Raw genomic sequence first — 17,941 nt, forward strand, 5'->3', positions numbered from 1 at the left:
TACACACGTTTTCCCAAAGGATCACCCCGCCCGAGGTTTTAGCCGCCGGGCGGAATGATTCAGGTCAACGTCGTATCAAGGCTTGGACTTTTCCAGGTAACGGAAGAAGTCGCTGCTTGGGTCGAGAACCATGACGTCGGATTTGTTCGCGAAGCTGTCACGGTAGGCACGCAGGCTACGGTAGAAACCGTAGAACTCCTGATCCTGACCGTAGGCCTTGGAGTAGATCGCAGCAGCCTGGGCATCGCCGTCACCGCGAATCTCTTCGGATTCACGATAGGCCTCAGCCAACAGCACGCGGCGTTGACGATCGGCGTCGGCACGGATGCCTTCGGCCAGCTCGTTACCCTTGGCGCGGTGCTCGCGAGCTTCACGCTCACGCTCGGTGCTCATGCGCTCGAACACGCTGCGGTTCACTTCTTTCGGCAGATCGATGGCCTTGACCCGGACATCGACGACTTCGATACCCAGCTCTTTTTCCGCCATCTTGTTCAGCGACGCGGTGATGTCAGCCATCAGCGCATCACGCTCACCCGATACCACTTCGTGCAGGGTGCGTTTGCCGAACTGGTCACGCAGCCCGGATTCCAGACGACGGGACAGACGCTCGTCGGCGATTTGCTTGAGGCCGGAAGTCGCGGTGTAGAAGCGCTCGGCATCTTTCACGCGCCACTTGGCGTAGGCATCGACCATCACGGCTTTCTTTTCCAGGGTCAGGAAGCGCTGTGTCGGTGCATCCAGCGTCATCAGACGTGCGTCGAATTTACGCACCTGGTTAACGTAAGGCACTTTCACATGCAGGCCCGGCTGAACATCAGCCTGAACCACACGACCGAATTGCAGCAGCACCGCACGCTCGGTCTGAGCGACGATGTAGAAGCAGTTCCAGCCCACCAGCACCACGACAACGCCAACGATCAGGGCGATCAGCGATTTATTGCTCATCAGCGGCTCTCCCTTGTACGTGTCTGCGGCAGGTCAGTGACATGCGGCGCGACGTCCGTGTTGTTGCTGGCGGCGGCCGAACCGGTCACCGGTGCATTGCTGCCCGAACTGTTCTGGATCATCTTGTCCAACGGCAGGTAAAGCAGGTTGCTCTGGCCGTTCTTGTTGCCGGTCACGAGTACCTTGCTGGTGTTGCTGAAGACTTCCTGCATGGTGTCCAGGTACAGACGCTGGCGGGTGACTTCAGGGGCCTTGCGATATTCCGCGACCAGCTTGGTAAAGCGGTCTGCCTCACCCTTGGCGCGCGAGACCGTTTCGTCACGGTAACCGTTGGCATCCTCGAGGATACGCTGGGCCTGACCACGGGCTTCCGGCACGACGCCGTTGGCGTAGGTTTCCGCCTGGTTGCGCGAACGCTGCTCGTCTTCCCGGGCGCGGATCACGTCGTCAAAGGCTTCCTGCACTTCGCGCGGTGCCGCTGCGCTCTGTACGTTGACCTGAGTGACGGTGATACCGGTGCGATAGGTATCGAGGAAACGTTGCAGACGCTCCTTGATTTCGCTGGCCATCAGTTCACGACCTTCGGTCAGCACCTGGTCCATGGCGGTCGAACCCACCACGTGGCGCAGAGCACTGTCGGTCGCATGCTGCAGGCTGATTTCCGGCTGATCGACGTTCAGCACGAAATCCTGCAGGTTGCTGATCTTGTACTGCACGGTCAGCGGCACTTCGACGATGTTTTCGTCTTCGGTCAGCATCTGGCCCTGCTTGGTGTAGGCACGCTCACGCGTGACGTTCTCCATGTACTTCTTGTCGATCGGCGGGAAGTAGATGTTCAGGCCGGGGCCGACAGTCTCGTAGTACTTGCCGAAGCGCAGCACCACGGCTTGCTCCTGCTCGTCGACCACATAGACCGCGCTGTACAGCCAGACAGCCGCCAGCACGACGAGGCCGATGCCGAGCAGTCCGCCGAAGCCGCCACCACTCCTGCCCGAACCACCGCCGTCGTCACCACCGCGTTTCTTACCACCACCGAACAACCCGTTCAGGCTTTCCTGCAGCTTTCGGAAGGCCTCGTCGAGATCCGGTGGCCCCTTGCGGTCGCCGTTATTGCGGCGCTTGCCACCCCAGGGATCCTGATTATTCGAGTTGCCACCCGGCTCATTCCAAGCCATAGCGCTCTCCATCTGATAAAGCAAAGACGCACCCACGGCGCGCCGACCAATGCTACAGAATGCCTGCCGTTGCGGCACAACCGCTTTGCCAGGCTTTTATTGCAAAGTGTGTTGCTCGATGAATTCCATCGGCTGCAATCCTTCGCGGCTTACCAGTCGATTCAACTCGACCCGGGGCAAACGAACGGCCAGCAGGCAGATGCCTTCTTCGTCGTGTTCTTCTTTCTGTACCGCGCCGAGTTCGAAGAACTGCGCACGCAGTCGAGCGAACCGTTGCGGCAAGCGCAATGTGCCCACAAACAAATCACTGCCCAGCAACTCGGCAATGGCTTGCTCAAGCAATTCCAGACCCGTGCCATCACGCGCCGACAGCCAGACCCGTTGTGGCTTGCCATCGGCATCGCGCTGGATCTGTGGCTCAACGCCTTCAAGCAAATCGAGTTTGTTGTATACCTCGAGGATCGGCAAGTCCTGCGCCCCGATCTCGCCCAGCACCACCATCACCTGCTCGATCTGCAACATGCGATCCGGTTCGGCCGCATCGATCACGTGCAACAGCAGGTCGGAGTTGCTCGACTCTTCGAGCGTAGACCGAAATGCCTCGACCAGCTTGTGCGGCAAGTGGCGAATGAACCCTACCGTGTCCGCGAGAACAATCGGCCCCAGGTCGTCCAGTTCCAGACGGCGCAAGGTCGGGTCCAGCGTGGCGAACAACTGGTCGGCCGCGTACACCTCGGATTTGGTCACGTTATTGAACAGCGTGGATTTGCCGGCGTTGGTATAGCCCACCAGAGACACGGTAGGGATATCCGCACGGGAGCGGCCGCGTCGCGATTGCTCGCGCTGGCTGCGTACTTTTTCCAGACGACCCTTGATCTGGCGCAGACGAACCCGCAGCAGACGCCGGTCGGTTTCGAGCTGGGTTTCACCCGGGCCGCGCATGCCGATACCGCCACCCTGACGTTCAAGGTGAGTCCAGCCGCGAACCAGACGGGTGCTCATGTGATCAAGCTGGGCCAGTTCGACCTGGAGCTTGCCTTCATGGGTACGCGCGCGCTGGGCGAAGATATCGAGAATCAGGCCGGTACGGTCGATCACGCGACACTCGAAAACACGTTCGAGGTTACGTTCCTGACTGGGCGTGAGAATGTGATTGAAAATCACCAGATCGGCCTTCTCGGCATGGACCAGGTCGCGTAACTCTTCGACCTTGCCGCTGCCAATCAGGAATTTGGCGGTTGGCCGATGACGCGGTACGTTAAAAAACGCAACGGTCTCGGCGCCCGCCGAATTAGCCAATTCCTGAAACTCCTGCGGATCTTCGCGCGCCTCAGGGTCCTGACCTTCCAAGTGAACGAGGATGACTCGCTCACCACCACCGTGGCGCTCAAAGAACAAAGGAGACTCCTATCAGGCGTTACCTGGCTCAGCGTCACCTGCATCGGATTCGGTTGCGCTAGGCAGACGAATTGGACGTACTGGCACGACTGTCGAGATAGCGTGTTTGTAAACCATCTGGCTGACGGTGTTTTTCAGCAGGATAACGAACTGGTCGAACGACTCGATCGTGCCTTGCAGTTTGATACCGTTGACCAGGTAGATGGAAACCCCAACTTTCTCTTTACGTAAAGTATTCAAGTAAGGGTCTTGTAGCGAATGCCCTTTTGACATGTGCCGCACTCCTTTAAGGATTCAATAATAAAAATAGGTAATTCAGATGGCTTTGGCCGCCACACCCCCAAGGATAGACGGCAATTGCAAGGACTCAGCTCAATATGGAGATGGTCCCAAGGTATTTCAAGGCGCGTGGCAGATTGTCGCAATCAAGACTGTCCAGCCAGTGCAGTTCTTCCCAGCTGCGCAGCCAGGTGAACTGGCGCTTGGCCAATTGACGCGTGGCAATGATGCCGCGTTCCTGCATTTCAGCTAACGACAGCTTGCCATCCAGGTAGTCCCAGACTTGGCGGTAGCCTACCGCACGTATAGACGGCAACCCGGCATGCAGGTCACTTCTTTTACGCAGGGCTACGACCTCGTCGATGAATCCCTGTTCCAGCATATTTGTGAATCTTTGTTTAATGCGTTCGTGCAGTACCTGGCGATTTGCCGGAGCAATGGCCAAGTTCGCGACAGTATAGGGCAATTGTTGCCGTCCCGAAGCGGCTGCTTCAGTACTTTGCGCAGATTGTTGCTGACGCAGGGCGGTCATGCTCTGGCCACTGACCCGATAAACCTCCAGCGCCCGACTCAGGCGCTGCGGATCGTTCGGGTGAATGCGTGCCGCCGACACCGGATCGATGATCGCCAGCTGCTCGTGCAGGGCTTGCCAGCCAAGGCGCGCAGCCTCTTCTTCGATCTGTGCGCGGACTTCGGGATCAGCCGCCGGCATATCCGCCAGGCCTTCAACCAACGCCTTGTAATAGAGCATGGTGCCGCCGACCAGCAGCGGAATTTTCCCGCGCGCGGTGATCTCGGCCATGGCTTGCAGGGCATCGCGACGAAAATCCGCAGCCGAATAGGCTTCAGCCGGGTCGAGAATGTCGATCAGCCGGTGCGGAAACTCGGCCAGCAGTTCTTTCGATGGCTTGGCGGTGCCGATGTCCATGCCGCGATAGACCAGCGCCGAGTCGACGCTGATCAGCTCGCACGGCAGCACCTTGGTCAGCTCGATGGCCAGGTCGGTCTTGCCCGCAGCGGTCGGGCCCATCAGGAAAATCGCTGGAGGAAGCTGGCTCATCAACGACCGCGCAGGAACAGTTTGTCCAGATCGTCCAGGCCCAGTTGGGTCCAGGTCGGTCGGCCATGGTTGCATTGACCGCTGCGCTCGGTGTTTTCCATGTCGCGCAGCAGGCCGTTCATTTCTGGCAGGGCCAGGCGCCGGTTGGCGCGGATCGCACCGTGGCAGGCCATGGTCCCGAGCAGTTCGTTCAGATGTGCCTGAATCCGGTCGCTGGTGCCGTATTCCATCAGGTCCGACAACACGTCACCCACCAACCGATTGGCCTCGGCCTGCTTGAGCAGCGCCGGAATCTGGCGGATCGCCAACGTTTCCGGGCCCAGACGCTGCAGCTCGAAGCCCAGCTTCTGGAACCATGCAGCGTGTTCTTCAGCACAATCGGCTTCACGCTGACTGACCGCCAGCGACTCCGGCACCAGCAGCGGCTGACCGCTGAGACCTTCGCTGGCCATGGCGATCTTCAGGCGTTCGTACATGATCCGTTCGTGCGCGGCATGCATATCCACCAACACCAGACCCTGGGCGTTCTCGGACAGGATGTAGATGCCCTTGAGCTGCGCCAGTGCGTAACCGAGCGGCGGAATGTCCTCCTGACCAGCCGGCAGTGCGTTGGCATTCGCTTCCGGCAACGGTGCGAAGAACTCGCGGTAAGCGGCTTGAGCCTCGGCGGCCGGCGGCATCGCCGACTGCGGACGTGGCGTGTACTGATACTGATAAGCGCCGCCAGCGCTGGCACCCGAAGACGTGCTGAACGCCGGTTGCGCCTGCGGTTGCTCGAGCAGCGCATTGGCTGCCAGACGCATTTCGCCCTGTGGGCCGAATTCGCCGGCCTCGATGCCCGTTGGCCGAACGACAGCGGTCGTCACGGAACCGGCCAACTGATCCTCGGGACGCACATCGCCCAGCGCGCGGTGCAGCGTGCCGTAAAGGAAGTCATGCACCATGCGCCCGTCACGGAAGCGCACTTCGTGCTTGGTCGGGTGCACGTTGACGTCCACCGCCGCCGGATCAACCTCGAAAAACAGCGCAAACGTAGGATGACGACCGTTGAACAGCACATCGCGATAAGCCTGACGCACCGCGTGGGCCACCAGTTTGTCGCGCACCGCACGGCCATTCACAAAGAAATACTGCAAGTCCGCCTGGCTGCGGTTGAAGGTCGGCAACCCGACCCAGCCCCACAGGTGCAGGCCGTTGCGCTCGATCTCGATCGGCAGCGCCTGCTCCAAAAAGCCCGAACCGCAGATCGCCGCTACACGCCGGGCGCGGGCCGCATCATCGTGGGCCTCGTGCAGGCTGAGGATGGTCTTGCCGTTGTGGCGCAGATGGAAGGCGACGTCGAAACGCGCCAGCGCCAGGCGTTTGATCACTTCTTGCAGGTGATCGAATTCGGTTTTTTCGGTCTTGAGAAACTTGCGCCGCGCCGGCGTATTGAAGAACAGGTCGCGCACTTCCACCGAGGTACCGACCGGATGCGCTGCCGGCTGTACCCGAGGCGCCATGTCGCGGCCTTCAGTCTCAACCTGCCACGCCTGCTCCGCATCGCGGGTGCGCGAGGTCAGGGTCAGGCGCGCCACGGAGCTGATCGACGCCAGTGCCTCACCACGGAAGCCCAGGCTCATCACCTGCTCCAGATCTTCGAGGTTGCGAATCTTGCTGGTGGCGTGACGGGCCAGCGCCAGCGGCAGGTCGTCGGCGGAAATGCCGCTGCCGTCGTCACGCACCCGCAGCAACTTGACGCCGCCCTGCTCGACATCGACGTCGATGCGCTTGGCACCGGAGTCGAGGCTGTTTTCCAGCAACTCCTTGATCACCGAAGCCGGGCGCTCGACCACCTCACCGGCAGCGATCTGGTTCGCCAGCCGTGGGCTGAGCAGTTCAATGCGCGCGGCGTTCAACACCTGGTTCATTCTTTGGACGCCAGTTCGGTGCCAGGGATGGTCAGGTGCTGACCGATCTTCAGCTCATCGCTGCTGAGGTTGTTGGCACTGCGCAGCGTCGCGGGCGACACCTGATAACGCACGGCGATCATCGCCAGCGTCTCGCCCGGACTCACGCGGTGATCGCGCGGGCCTTGGGCGATCTTGCCGGAGTCACGCAGCCAGGCAATGTAGGTGCCCGGTGGCGGGTTCTGCTGGAAGAACTGGCGCACGCCGCTGCTGATCGAGCGGGCCAGCGCCTGCTGGTGGCTCGATGCCGAGAGCTTGTTCGCTTCGTTGGCGTTGGAGATGAATCCGGTTTCGACGAGGATCGACGGGATGTCCGGCGACTTCAGCACCATGAAGCCGGCCTGCTCCACCCGCTGCTTGTGCAGCGGGGTCACGCGGCCAATGTTGGTCAGGACTTTCTGACCGACGTTGAGGCTGGAGGTCAGCGAAGCGGTCATCGACAGGTCGAGCAACACACCGGCGAGCATGCGGTCCTTGTCGTCGAGGCTGACGTTGCCGGCACCGCCGATCAGGTCGGAACGGTTTTCGCTGTCAGCCAGCCAACGGGCAGTCTCCGAGGTGGCGCCGCGATCGGACAGGGCAAACACCGATGCACCGAAGGCTGCTGCAGATGGCGCGGCGTCAGCATGGATCGAAACAAACAGATCGGCACCCTTCTTGCGGGCGATTTCGGTACGACCTCGCAACGGGATGAAGTAGTCGCCGGTCCGGGTCAGTTCGGCGCGGAAGCCTTTCATGCCGTTGACCTGACGCTGCAGCTCGCGGGCGATCTGCAGTACCACGTCTTTCTCACGCTGGCCGCGCGAGCCGGACGCACCCGGGTCTTCGCCGCCGTGGCCGGCGTCGATCACCACAATGATGTCGCGCTTGCCGGCCGGGGCCGGTGGCAGTTTGATCGCCGGTTCCGACGGTGTCACCGGCACTGCCGGCACGGTGGCGACCGATGGCGTCGGAGCTGGCGGCGGCGCCGCATCGGCCGGGTTGTCGAACAGGTCGACCACCAGACGGTTACCGTATTGCGCGTTCGGCGCCAGCGAGAAGCTTTTCGGGGTGACGGCTTTTTTCAGGTCGATGACCACCCGCAGGTCGGTCGGCGTACGCTGGGCCGAACGCATCGCGGTGATTGGCGTGTTGGCGGTCGAGACTTTCAGCGGCGCACCCAGGGTAGCGCCGTTGATGTCGATCACCAGCCGATCCGGTGCGGTCAGGGTGAAGACGCTGTGCTGCACCGGGCCGCTCAGGTCGAAGACCAGTCGCGTGTTGTCCGGCGCCCGCCACAGGCGCACGCTGTTGACCTTTGTCTCGGCCACAGCGTTGACGGTCACTGCCATCAACATCAGTCCAACGGCAGCCACCAACGCGCGAAAGCGCATACCTAACCCCATCATTTAATTGGATTCCAATGCCAAAGCGGCACACCAGGCCTCGCCACGCGAGCCCTGGGATAACAATTTCAGCGAACGCCCGCTGTCTTGCGGGCTAATGGTAATGGTCAGGTCAGGCTTTGGCAAAAAGCCTGCACCTTTATCGGGCCACTCGATCAAGCACAGCGCGTCGTCTTCGAAATAGTCGCGGATGCCGAGAAACTCCAGCTCCTCTGGATCGACCAAACGATACAGGTCGAAGTGGAAGGCGCGGATGTCACCGATTTCGTAGGGTTCGACCAGGGTGAAGGTCGGACTTTTTACTGCGCCAACGTGCCCCAGGCCACGAATGATGCCCCGCGACAGAGTGGTTTTGCCCATGCCCAGGTTGCCTTCGAGAAAAATCAGGCCGTGGCCCCGGGTAACGCGGGCGATCCGTGCGCCAAAGTCGCTCATGGCCTGTTCATCGGCCAGGTACAGGGTTACTTCAGACACGGTGCATGCTCCTCCAACAACTGACGAATGACTGGAATCAGATCACTGGCCGCCAGCCCACGGCCGAATTTACCTTGTTGCGCGCCGGCATTGGCGTGCAGCCAGACTGCGAGGCACGCGGCATCGTAGCCGTCCATGCCCTGCGCCAGCAGCGCCCCGATCAACCCGGCGAGTACATCGCCCAGACCAGCGGTGGCCATGGCCGGATGGCCTTGATGACACAGCGCCAGACGCCCATCGGGATGGGCGATGAGGCTGCCGGCGCCTTTGAGCACGACGACGGCCGAATATTTTTTGCTCAACGCCCGCGCGGCTGCCGGGCGGTCTGCCTGCACCTGGGCGGTATCGATTCCCAGCAGGCGCGCCGCCTCGCCCGGATGCGGAGTGATCACGCAATTATTGGGCAGGCTGACAAAACCGCTTGCCAGCAGATTCAACGCGTCGGCGTCCCATACCTGCGGCAACTGCGCATTGGCGGCGGCGGACAACAGCGCCCGGCCCCAGCTCGCTTGGCCGAGACCCGGGCCTACCACCAGCACCGAAACCTTCTCCAGTAGACCCATCAACTGATTGGCCGACGACGTGCCGAGCGCCATGACTTCCGGCATCCGCGTCAGCGCTGCCGGGACATGTTCCGGCCGGGTTGCCAGCGACACCATCCCGGCGCCGCTGCGCAGGGCCGTTTCGGAACTGAGCAGAATCGCCCCGCCCAATCCCTGATCGCCGCCGATCAACAGCAAATGCCCGAAGCGCCCCTTGTGCGCAGCGGGCGCACGCGCAGCCAGTCGTGGAAGATTAGCCGTCGCAAGGCGCACAGCGCTGGCAGGAGCGTCACGGTAGATGTCGGCGGCAGCTTGCAGATCGTTAAACACCAGCGCCCCGACCTGATCCGCCGCATCACCGGTGAACAGGCCGAGCTTCAAGCCGATAAAGGTCACGGTAAGGTCGGCGCGAACCGCAACGCCGAGAACATGCCCGGTATCGGCAGACAGTCCGGAAGGAATATCCACCGCCACCACCGGCAGGCCGCTGGCATTGATTGCCTTGATCGCGGCGACATACGGCTCGCGCACATCGCCGGTCAGCCCGGTGCCGAGCAAGGCATCGACAATCACCCCGCGCAGCTCGCTGTGCGCGGTCCAGCCCTGCACGGCGACACCATCGTTGATGGCCTGCGCATAAGCCTGCGCCGCGTCGCCCTGCAAGCGTTGCGGATCACCGACGGCCAGCACCCGCACCGCCCACCCGGCACGGTGCGCCAGCGCGGCGATCAGAAAACCATCACCGGCGTTGTTGCCATGCCCGGCAAGCACAGTCATTTGGTTCGCCGCAGGCCACTGTCGCACCAATGCGCGCCAGGTCGCATGAGCGGCGCGCTGCATCAATTCGAAGCCCGGCGTACCCGCAGCGATCAGCCGCGCATCGAGTGCTCGCACCTGCGCGGCGCCATACAGCGCGTCGGGTAATTCATCTTTCGTGTGCGGCATGCGTCTTCGGGCTCCGATGTCTGGCAGAATTATACGCACCTCAGCTCCGGTTTCTCTCGCCTCATGTCCGCCATCACCACAGATCTGCCCGCCCTCGCCCAATCGATCAAAGATTGGGGCCGCGAGCTGGGCTTCCAGCAAGTCGGCATCAGCGGTCTGGACCTGGCCGAGCATGAGCAGCATCTGCAGCGCTGGCTCGCCGCCGGCTACCACGGCGAAATGGATTACATGGGCGCCCACGGCAGCAAACGCTCGCATCCGGAGGAACTGGTTCCCGGCACGTTGCGTGTAGTTTCGCTGCGCATGGACTACCTGCCCGGCGACACGCAAATGGCGCAAATGCTGGCGCAACCGGAGAAAGCTTACGTTTCGCGTTATGCCTTGGGCCGCGATTACCACAAATTGATCCGTAAACGTGTGCAGCAATTGGCCGACAAGATTCAGTCGCAGATCGGCCCGTTCGGTTTCCGTGCCTTCGTCGACAGCGCCCCGGTGCTGGAAAAAGCCATCGCCGAGCAGGCCGGGCTGGGCTGGATCGGTAAAAATACGCTCGTGCTGAACCGCAAGGCCGGCAGCTATTTCTTCTTGAGTGAACTGTTTGTCGATCTGCCGCTGCCCGTGGACGAACCGCACAGCAGCGAACATTGCGGGCGCTGTACCGCGTGCCTGGACATCTGCCCGACCAATGCTTTCGTCGGCCCCTATGTGCTGGACGCCCGGCGCTGCATCTCGTACCTGACCATCGAACTGAAAAACGCCATCCCCGAAGACCTGCGCCCGCTGATCGGCAATCGGGTGTTCGGCTGCGACGACTGCCAGATCGTCTGCCCGTGGAACCGCTTCGCCCGCCCATCCGGGGAAAGCGATTTCAAGCCACGGCACAACCTGGACAACGCCGAACTGGCGGAGCTGTTCATGTGGGACGAGGACAAATTTCTCAGCAGCACCGAAGGCTCACCGCTGCGCCGCGCCGGTTACGAGCGCTGGCTGCGCAATCTGGCGGTCGGCCTGGGCAACGCGCCATCGAGCATTCCGGTACTGGAAGCCTTGAAGGCGCGCCGTGACTACCCATCAGAGCTGGTGCGTGAGCACGTCGAGTGGGCGCTGAAACAACACACTGAACGTCAAGGTGCGTCGTTGTAGACGAACTTGGGCATTTCCCAGTGGAAACGAATGGCCAGCAACCGCAGCAGAAAACCGCCGAACAAGGTGATCAGAATCGCCTGCTCGCTTGGTACATTCAGGTACAGACAGAGCATGTAGCACCACGCGGCGGCGAACGAGACGCTGGCGTACAGTTCGCGGCGGAAGATCAGCGGGATGTCGTTGCAGAAAATGTCGCGCAGGATGCCGCCGAACACTCCAGTGATCACGCCGCTGACCGAGGCCACCAGCATGCCGTGGCCCATTTCCAGCGCAGTCATGCAGCCAATCAGGGTGAACGCCACCAGGCCGACCGCGTCGAGCACCAGAAACAGTGAGCGCAGGTGACGCATCCAGCGCGCGGTGAACACGGTGAGCATTGCGGCGGCCGAAGTCAGCACCAAGTATTCCGGATGTTTGACCCACGTCAGCGGATAGTGCCCAAGCAGCACATCACGCACCGAACCGCCACCCAGCGCCGTGACGCAGGCGATCAGCACCACCCCGAACCAGTCCATGCCGCGCCGTCCGGCAGACAGCGCGCCGGTCATGGCTTCGGCGGTAATGGCGATCAGATAGAGCATCAGCAACATGGTGGCGGTCCTGGCAGGAAGGCGCGCAGTCTAGCCATTTCAGCGCCGCACCAGAAGGGGGCGGTAAGCGCCCCCTCAAAACCTGTGGCGAGGGGATTCATCCCCGATGGAGCGCGAAGCGCTCCCCGCTACAGTTTCACCAAGTGGCCCGGTGCAACATCAGAACTTGATGAAATGCTTGCGGTAGTGCTGCAGCTCGGCGATCGATTCGCGGATGTCGTCCAGTGCCAGGTGCGTGCTGCCCTTCTTGAAGCTGTCGCGCACGTCCGGTGCCCAGCGTGCGGCCAGCTCCTTGAGCGTCGACACGTCGAGGTTGCGGTAGTGGAAGTAGCTTTCCAGTGCCTTCATGTGGGTATAAAGGAAGCGACGATCCTGGCAGATGCTGTTGCCGCAGATCGGCGACTTGCCCTTCGGTACCCATTTCTCGAGGAAAGCGATGGTTTCGGCCTCGGCCTCGGCCATGCTGATACGGCTGTCACGCACGCGCTGGGTCAGGCCCGAGTTGCCGTGGGTGCGGGTGTTCCACTCGTCCATGCGGGCGAGCACTTCGTCACTGTGGTGAATGGCGATCACCGGGCCTTCGGCCAGGGTGTTCAGGTCACTGTCGGTGACGATGGTGGCCATTTCGATGATGACGTCGTTTTCCGGATCCAGACCGGTCATTTCCAGGTCGATCCAGATCAGGTTCTGCGGGTTTTGCATATTCGGGCTCCTAGGCAATGCTGCGCAGTTTAGCCTAGGCCGGTGCCCGGGCGTGCTAAACTCGCGGCCGTTTTACCTAATCGCTGCATTCTTCAGACGGAACACCCATGGCCAAACGCCAACTCAATCGTCGTCAAAACTGGCGCATCGAAAAGATTCAGGGCGAGCGCGCCGCCCGCGCCGCCAAACGCGAGTCCTCGGCGGTCGAAGCCCTCGAGGGCGGCGATCTGGGGCCTGAGCAACACGGCCTGGTGATCGCCCACTTCGGGGTGCAGGTCGAGGTCGAGGCTGTGGACGGCGATCTGGCCGGTCAGGTATTCCGTTGCCACCTGCGCGCCAACCTGCCGGCGCTGGTGACCGGTGATCGGGTGGTCTGGCGCGCCGGCAACCAGGGCATCGGCGTGATCGTCGCACAACTGCCGCGCACCACCGAACTCTGCCGCCCGGACAGTCGTGGCCAGCTCAAGCCGGTCGCTGCCAACGTCGACATGATCGTCATTGTCTTCGCGCCACTGCCCGAGCCGCATGCCAACCTGATCGACCGCTACCTGGTGGCCGCTGAACACGCCGGCATCCGCCCGTTGCTGCTGCTGAACAAATTCGACCTGATCGACGAGCAAAACGCCCCGGCGCTCAATGCCCTGCTGGCGGTGTACCGCACGCTGGGTTATCCGGTGCTGGAAGTCTCGGCGCATCACGGCAATGGCATGGAACAGTTGCAGAAGCAGCTCGACGGGCGCATCAGCGTGTTCGTCGGCCAGTCCGGCGTCGGCAAGTCGTCGCTGGTCAACAGCCTGCTGCCGGAAGTCGAAACCCGTGTCGGCCCGTTGTCGGAGCTGTCCGGTCAGGGCACGCACACCACGACCACCGCACGCCTGTTCCACTTCCCGGGCGGCGGCGAGCTGATCGACTCCCCGGGTATCCGTGAATTCGGCCTGGGCCACGTCAGCCGCGCCGACGTCGAAGCCGGTTTCATCGAGTTCAACGACCTGCTCGGCACCTGCCGCTTCCGCGACTGCAAACACGATCGCGAACCCGGTTGCGCACTGCTCAAGGCCTTGGAAGACGGCCGCGTGCAGCAGCAGCGGATGAACAGCTACCGCTCGATCATCGCCAGCCTGCCGGAAAACGGCTACTAAACATCTGCACCGGCAGCCTCTCGCCCGAGGGCTGCCGGATGTCGGACCACGCCTGACAAATCCCCGATTCCGTTAAACGTCAGACTCTTCTGACGGACCCGCCCGCACCTGTTTGCAGGACATTTCTCTTTCACCGCCCAGCCCTTGTAGGCCCGCGTCAGATGCCTAGATTGGGGTCCTCCTTCGCACCTTCGCGACCTTCGAGGAACCCCATGCAGACCTACCATTTGTTCATCAGCCATTCGTGGAACTACGCCCACGCCCACGACAATCTGGTACGCCTGCTCGGCGCCAGACCGGATTTCAGTTTCAAGAATTTTTCCGTGCCGCCGCACAACCCGATCATGGGCGCGCAGACCGACAAGCAGCTTGAAGAAGCCATCGAAAACAAGATTCGTCCGTGCTCGGCGGTGCTGATCATGGCCGGGATGTATTCGACTTACAGCAAGTGGATCAACAAGGAAATCGAGATCGCCAAGCGCATGGGCAAAGTGATCATCGCGATCAAGCCGTTCGGCGCCGAGCGCATTTCCACTGTCGTGCGTGAGGCGGCTCACGCCGAGTGCGCGTGGAACACCAACAGCATCGTCAGTGCGATTCGTCTGCACACGGCGGTGTAACCATGCGCAAAGGACTGTTTATCGGCATCAACCACTACGACCACGTCTCGCCCTTGAGCGGCTGTAACAACGACGCCATGGCCATGGCGTCGGTGCTGGAGCGTCACGCCAACGGGCGACCGAACTTCAGCAGCAAAGTGCTGACTTCAGCCGAAGAAAAACTCACGCTCAGCCATATGAAACAGCAGATCCAGAGCCTGTTCTCAGGCGACTGTGACGTGGCACTGCTGTACTTCGCCGGCCATGGTCAGTTCGACACCAGCATCGACGAAGGACTCCTGATTCCCCAGGACTATCAGCCTGGTGGAGACGGGATCCGCATCAGCGACATTCTGGAATGGGCCGACAAGGCCCCGCACATCAAGAACAAAATCATCATTCTCGATTGCTGCCAGGCCGGCGCAGCAGGCGCCGTGCGTAATCTGCGTGGCGGCAGCAGTGTGATCGGCGAAGGCGTGACCATTCTCACGGCCTGCAAAAAAGAACAGTACGCTGTGGAGAGTCGCGGTCATGGCGTCTTCACGGATCTGTTGCTGCAAGCGCTGCACGGTGGCGCTGCCAACGTACTCGGCAAGGTCACCCCCGGTAGCGTTTATTCGTTTGTCGACAATGCGCTGGGCGCCTGGGAACAGCGTCCGGTGTTCAAGACCAATGTCTCGCAGTTCGTGCCGCTGCGCGAAGTCGCGCCGCTGATCGCCGAGGAAACCCTGCGCAAACTCAAGGACTGGTTCCCCGAGCCAAGTTTCGTCTTCCGGCTCGATCCCAGCTACGAGCCCACCGAAGCGCTGTTCGACCCCGAGCACGGCGACATCTTCAAGCAACTGCAAATGTGCAACCGCCACAGCCTGATCGAACCGGTGGATGCCGAACACATGTACTACGCCGCGCTTCACTCCACCGGCTGCCGCCTCACGGCGCTCGGCGCCTATTACCGCGAACTCGCCATAAAAGGACACTTCTGATGCCCGTATTCATCAGCTACCGCCACATCGATCGTCCGCAAGCCATGGCGATCAATGCCCAATTGATGCAGGCCAACATCAAGACCTACCTCGACGTACTCGACCCGGAATCGCAGACCACCGACGACATCACCGGGGTGATCACCCGCAACATCACCGAATGCACACACCTGCTGGCGGTGGTTTCGGAGAAAACCGCACTGTCGTGGTGGGTGCCGTTCGAAATCGGCGAAGCGACCATCAGCAACCGACGGATCTGCTCGTTCCGCACCGGGCCCGCGCGGTTGCCGGAGTATCTGGACAAGTGGCCGAAGCTGAGCACAGCCAGTGATCTGAATTTCTTCATCGATGCCTATCGTGAAGAAGTGTCGAGCAAGCGTTCGATGACGCTGGATTCGAGCAACGAATCCTTCAGCGGTACCTATAAGCGCAACGCCGATCTGTTCCATGAACAACTGAAAAATCGCATTCGACGCGGTTTCTGAGGCCAATCGACAGCCACAAAAAAGCCGACATCACTGTCGGCTTTTTTGTTGGTCACTGCTTCGGTGCGGGGGCCGGTGCAGCGGCTGGCGGAGCTGTTGGCGCTGGCGCCGCAGCCCCCGGCGCGGCCGGTTTCGGTGCGGCGTCGTCGAACAGGTTCAAGCGTTCGCGCAACTCGTGGGCCGGCACCGGTTGCTGATCCGCCGGCAGCGCGTTCGGATCGACCGGCGTCGCCGGAGCGGCGCCGTTCTGACCTTCGGCGGCTGGCTTGGCCGCGTCGGCACCTTGCGAACCTTCGATGGCGGCCTGGGCCTTTTTGGTCAGGACCACAATGTCGATGCGGCGGTTGACCGGGTTGAACGGGTTTTCCTTGTCGAACAGCGCCGACGAGGCATAACCGACGACCCGCGCCACCTGCGAATCCGGATAGCTGCCTGCCACCAGCGCACGCCGCGCGGCGTTGGCACGGTTGGCCGAGAGTTCCCAGTTACCGAAATCACCGGTGCCGGTGTACGGCTTGGCATCCGTGTGACCGCTGATGCTGATCTTGTTCGGCACCGCTTTGATGGTGTCGGCCATGGCCAGCAGGATGTCTTCGAAGTACGGCTTCAGACGCGCGGAGCCCGAGTCGAACATCGGCCGGTTTTCGGCGTCCATGATCTGGATGCGCAGGCCGTTCGGGGTGATCTCGAACAGGATCTGATCCTTGAACTTCTGCAGCTGCGGGTTCTCGTCGACCTTGTTCTGCAGTTCCTGCAGCAACAGTTCCAGGCGTTCTTTCTCGACCTGCTCGGCCATGCCTTCGACCTGCTCGGTGTCGACCGTGACCTTGTCCGGTTGCGGCTGCGATTTCACTTCAGGGTTGAGAGTGTTTTCCGGCGCCAGGGTCGGTGTGCCGCCCAGATCGATGATGTACGGCGTGCCGCTTTCGGAGAAGCCGACCGGATCCTTGAAGTAACCGGCGATGGCGATCTTCTGCTCCGGCGTTGCGGTGGACAGCAACCACAACACCAGGAAGAACGCCATCATCGCCGTGGCGAAGTCGGCGAAGGCGATCTTCCACGCCCCGCCGTGATGCCCACCGGCTATGCGCTTGACGCGCTTGATGATTATCGGCTGATTATTTTCCATGACTTAGCGACCGCGAACGGCTTGTTCCAGCTCGGCGAAGCTTGGACGGTGCGCCGGGTACAGAACCTTGCGCCCGAACTCCACCGCCAGCGATGGCGGCATGCCGGAAGCCGACGCCACCAGCGAAGCCTTGATGGCTTCATAGACGTTCAGCTCTTCCTTGGCATCGTGGGCCAGGGAATGCGCCAACGGGCCGAAGAAGCCGTAGGCCGCGAGAATACCGAAGAAGGTACCGACCAGAGCCGCACCCACGTGCAGACCGATGGATTTCTGATCGCCTTCGCCCAGGGACGCCATGGTCACCACGATACCCAGTACCGCCGCGACGATACCGAAACCGGGCATGGCGTCGGCGATGCCGTTCACCGCATGGGATGGGTGCTCGAGGTCTTCCTTGAGGCTGTAGAGTTCCATGTCGAACAGGCCTTCCAGCTCATGCGGAGCCATGTTGCCGGAGGACATGATGCGCAGGTAATCGCAGATGAACGCAGTCATGCGCTCGTCTTTGAGCACGGCCGGGTACTTGGCGAAGATCGGGCTCGCAGCGGCGTCTTCGATGTCGCCTTCGATGGCCATCATGCCTTCGCGGCGGCTCTTGTTGAGGATCTCGTAGATCAGGCCGAGCACTTCCAGATAGAACGTGTGGCTGAAACGCGAACTGAACATGCTCAGGGATTTCTTGAGCACGTGCATCGTCATGTAACCGGGGTTGGCCTGGAGGAATGCACCGAGGGCCGCACCACCGATGATCATCACCTCGAAGGGCTGGATCAGGGCGGCAATTTTGCCGTGGGAGAGCACGTATCCGCCGAGCACGCTCGCGAATACGACGATGATGCCGATAATTTTAGCCATAGGTAGAAAGTACTTACTTAAGTCGGGTTCAAGGTCATATTCGGAAGTTAAAAAATCTCTTCTTCTACTTATCGGCAAAACTGCGCCAGACTATAGCCAGTTCAGGCGAAAAGCCAATTTAGCCCATGCCGGGCGCGTCTACAGTCAGTGAAGATCCCGTC

Annotated in this window: 18 protein-coding genes; 5 read left to right on the forward strand and 13 right to left on the reverse strand. The window is 61.4% G+C overall.

All coding sequences use genetic code 11. From position 1 onward, the window contains the following. Positions 1–75: 75 nt before the first annotated feature. The 9 genes from hflC to OC71_RS06065 form a co-directional block, all read right to left on the reverse strand. Positions 76–945: a protease modulator HflC gene (hflC, locus tag OC71_RS06025; protein WP_041065696.1), complete on the reverse strand. Its 870-nt coding sequence runs from the start codon at positions 943–945 to the stop codon at positions 76–78. Next, on the reverse strand, positions 945–2,120 hold the full coding sequence (gene hflK, locus OC71_RS06030) for an FtsH protease activity modulator HflK (RefSeq protein WP_041065698.1): 1,176 nt from the start codon (positions 2,118–2,120) through the stop codon (positions 945–947). Before hflK ends, hflC begins: the two co-directional genes overlap by 1 nt. A 96-nt stretch (positions 2,121–2,216) precedes the next feature. Then, positions 2,217–3,518, reverse strand: coding sequence for a ribosome rescue GTPase HflX (gene hflX / locus OC71_RS06035; protein ID WP_003221114.1), 1,302 nt, complete (start codon positions 3,516–3,518; stop codon positions 2,217–2,219). A 12-nt stretch (positions 3,519–3,530) separates the two neighbouring features. Further along, entirely contained in the window at positions 3,531–3,791 is a 261-nt protein-coding gene (gene hfq / locus OC71_RS06040; RefSeq protein ID WP_003221112.1) for an RNA chaperone Hfq, read from the reverse strand. Between the two features lie 94 nt (positions 3,792–3,885). Next, entirely contained in the window at positions 3,886–4,857 is a 972-nt protein-coding gene (gene miaA / locus OC71_RS06045) for a tRNA (adenosine(37)-N6)-dimethylallyltransferase MiaA (RefSeq protein ID WP_041065702.1), read from the reverse strand. Then, positions 4,857–6,758: a DNA mismatch repair endonuclease MutL gene (gene mutL / locus OC71_RS06050; RefSeq protein ID WP_177327904.1), complete on the reverse strand. Its 1,902-nt coding sequence runs from the start codon at positions 6,756–6,758 to the stop codon at positions 4,857–4,859. Before mutL ends, miaA begins: the two co-directional genes overlap by 1 nt. A 5-nt stretch (positions 6,759–6,763) precedes the next feature. Beyond that, positions 6,764–8,143, reverse strand: coding sequence for an N-acetylmuramoyl-L-alanine amidase (locus OC71_RS06055; protein ID WP_371260346.1), 1,380 nt, complete (start codon positions 8,141–8,143; stop codon positions 6,764–6,766). 51 nt (positions 8,144–8,194) lie between these two features. Beyond that, complete coding sequence (tsaE, locus tag OC71_RS06060) at positions 8,195–8,665, reverse strand: tRNA (adenosine(37)-N6)-threonylcarbamoyltransferase complex ATPase subunit type 1 TsaE (RefSeq protein ID WP_041065707.1); 471 nt, start codon at positions 8,663–8,665, stop codon at positions 8,195–8,197. After that, positions 8,653–10,152 (reverse strand): bifunctional ADP-dependent NAD(P)H-hydrate dehydratase/NAD(P)H-hydrate epimerase, encoded by a 1,500-nt coding sequence (locus tag OC71_RS06065; RefSeq protein ID WP_041065710.1) that lies wholly within the window; start codon positions 10,150–10,152, stop codon positions 8,653–8,655. The genes tsaE and OC71_RS06065 overlap by 13 nt, the downstream gene beginning before the upstream one ends. A 63-nt stretch (positions 10,153–10,215) precedes the next feature. Here OC71_RS06065 and queG point away from each other — a divergent pair, with 63 nt between their 5' ends. Then, positions 10,216–11,295 (forward strand): tRNA epoxyqueuosine(34) reductase QueG, encoded by a 1,080-nt coding sequence (gene queG, locus OC71_RS06070; protein ID WP_041065713.1) that lies wholly within the window; start codon positions 10,216–10,218, stop codon positions 11,293–11,295. Here queG and OC71_RS06075 read toward each other — a convergent pair. Further along, on the reverse strand, positions 11,277–11,888 hold the full coding sequence (locus tag OC71_RS06075; RefSeq protein WP_003221099.1) for a trimeric intracellular cation channel family protein: 612 nt from the start codon (positions 11,886–11,888) through the stop codon (positions 11,277–11,279). The two genes, queG and OC71_RS06075, sit on opposite strands and share 19 nt — an antisense overlap. Positions 11,889–12,047: 159 nt before the next feature. Further along, the gene (gene orn / locus OC71_RS06080) at positions 12,048–12,590 is read right to left on the reverse strand and encodes an oligoribonuclease (RefSeq protein ID WP_003221098.1); all 543 of its coding nucleotides are present in this window, start codon (positions 12,588–12,590) and stop codon (positions 12,048–12,050) included. Between the two features lie 107 nt (positions 12,591–12,697). Between orn and rsgA the strand changes: the two genes are divergently transcribed. From rsgA to OC71_RS06100, 4 genes are all read left to right on the forward strand, one after another. Next, the gene (rsgA, locus tag OC71_RS06085; RefSeq protein ID WP_041065716.1) at positions 12,698–13,729 is read left to right on the forward strand and encodes a small ribosomal subunit biogenesis GTPase RsgA; all 1,032 of its coding nucleotides are present in this window, start codon (positions 12,698–12,700) and stop codon (positions 13,727–13,729) included. A 212-nt stretch (positions 13,730–13,941) separates the two neighbouring features. Then, positions 13,942–14,349, forward strand: a complete 408-nt coding sequence (locus tag OC71_RS06090) for a TIR domain-containing protein (protein WP_041065719.1) — start codon at positions 13,942–13,944, stop codon at positions 14,347–14,349. A gap of 2 nt (positions 14,350–14,351) precedes the next feature. Then, positions 14,352–15,311, forward strand: a complete 960-nt coding sequence (locus tag OC71_RS06095) for a caspase family protein (RefSeq protein WP_041065722.1) — start codon at positions 14,352–14,354, stop codon at positions 15,309–15,311. Then, the gene (locus OC71_RS06100) at positions 15,311–15,796 is read left to right on the forward strand and encodes a toll/interleukin-1 receptor domain-containing protein (protein WP_041065725.1); all 486 of its coding nucleotides are present in this window, start codon (positions 15,311–15,313) and stop codon (positions 15,794–15,796) included. The genes OC71_RS06095 and OC71_RS06100 overlap by 1 nt, the downstream gene beginning before the upstream one ends. A gap of 52 nt (positions 15,797–15,848) precedes the next feature. Here the strand turns inward: OC71_RS06100 and motB are convergent, their stop codons facing one another. Together motB and motA are read right to left on the reverse strand one after the other, a co-directional pair. Beyond that, on the reverse strand, positions 15,849–16,925 hold the full coding sequence (motB, locus tag OC71_RS06105) for a flagellar motor protein MotB (RefSeq protein ID WP_007967412.1): 1,077 nt from the start codon (positions 16,923–16,925) through the stop codon (positions 15,849–15,851). A 3-nt stretch (positions 16,926–16,928) separates the two neighbouring features. Further along, positions 16,929–17,780 carry a flagellar motor stator protein MotA gene (gene motA, locus OC71_RS06110; protein WP_007952169.1) on the reverse strand — a complete coding sequence of 284 codons (852 nt, stop codon included), beginning with the start codon at positions 17,778–17,780 and terminating at the stop codon, positions 16,929–16,931. Positions 17,781–17,941: the final 161 nt, after the last annotated feature.

The organism is Pseudomonas sp. W15Feb9B (genome assembly GCF_000828175.1).
GTDB classification, from domain to species: domain Bacteria; phylum Pseudomonadota; class Gammaproteobacteria; order Pseudomonadales; family Pseudomonadaceae; genus Aquipseudomonas; species Aquipseudomonas parakoreensis.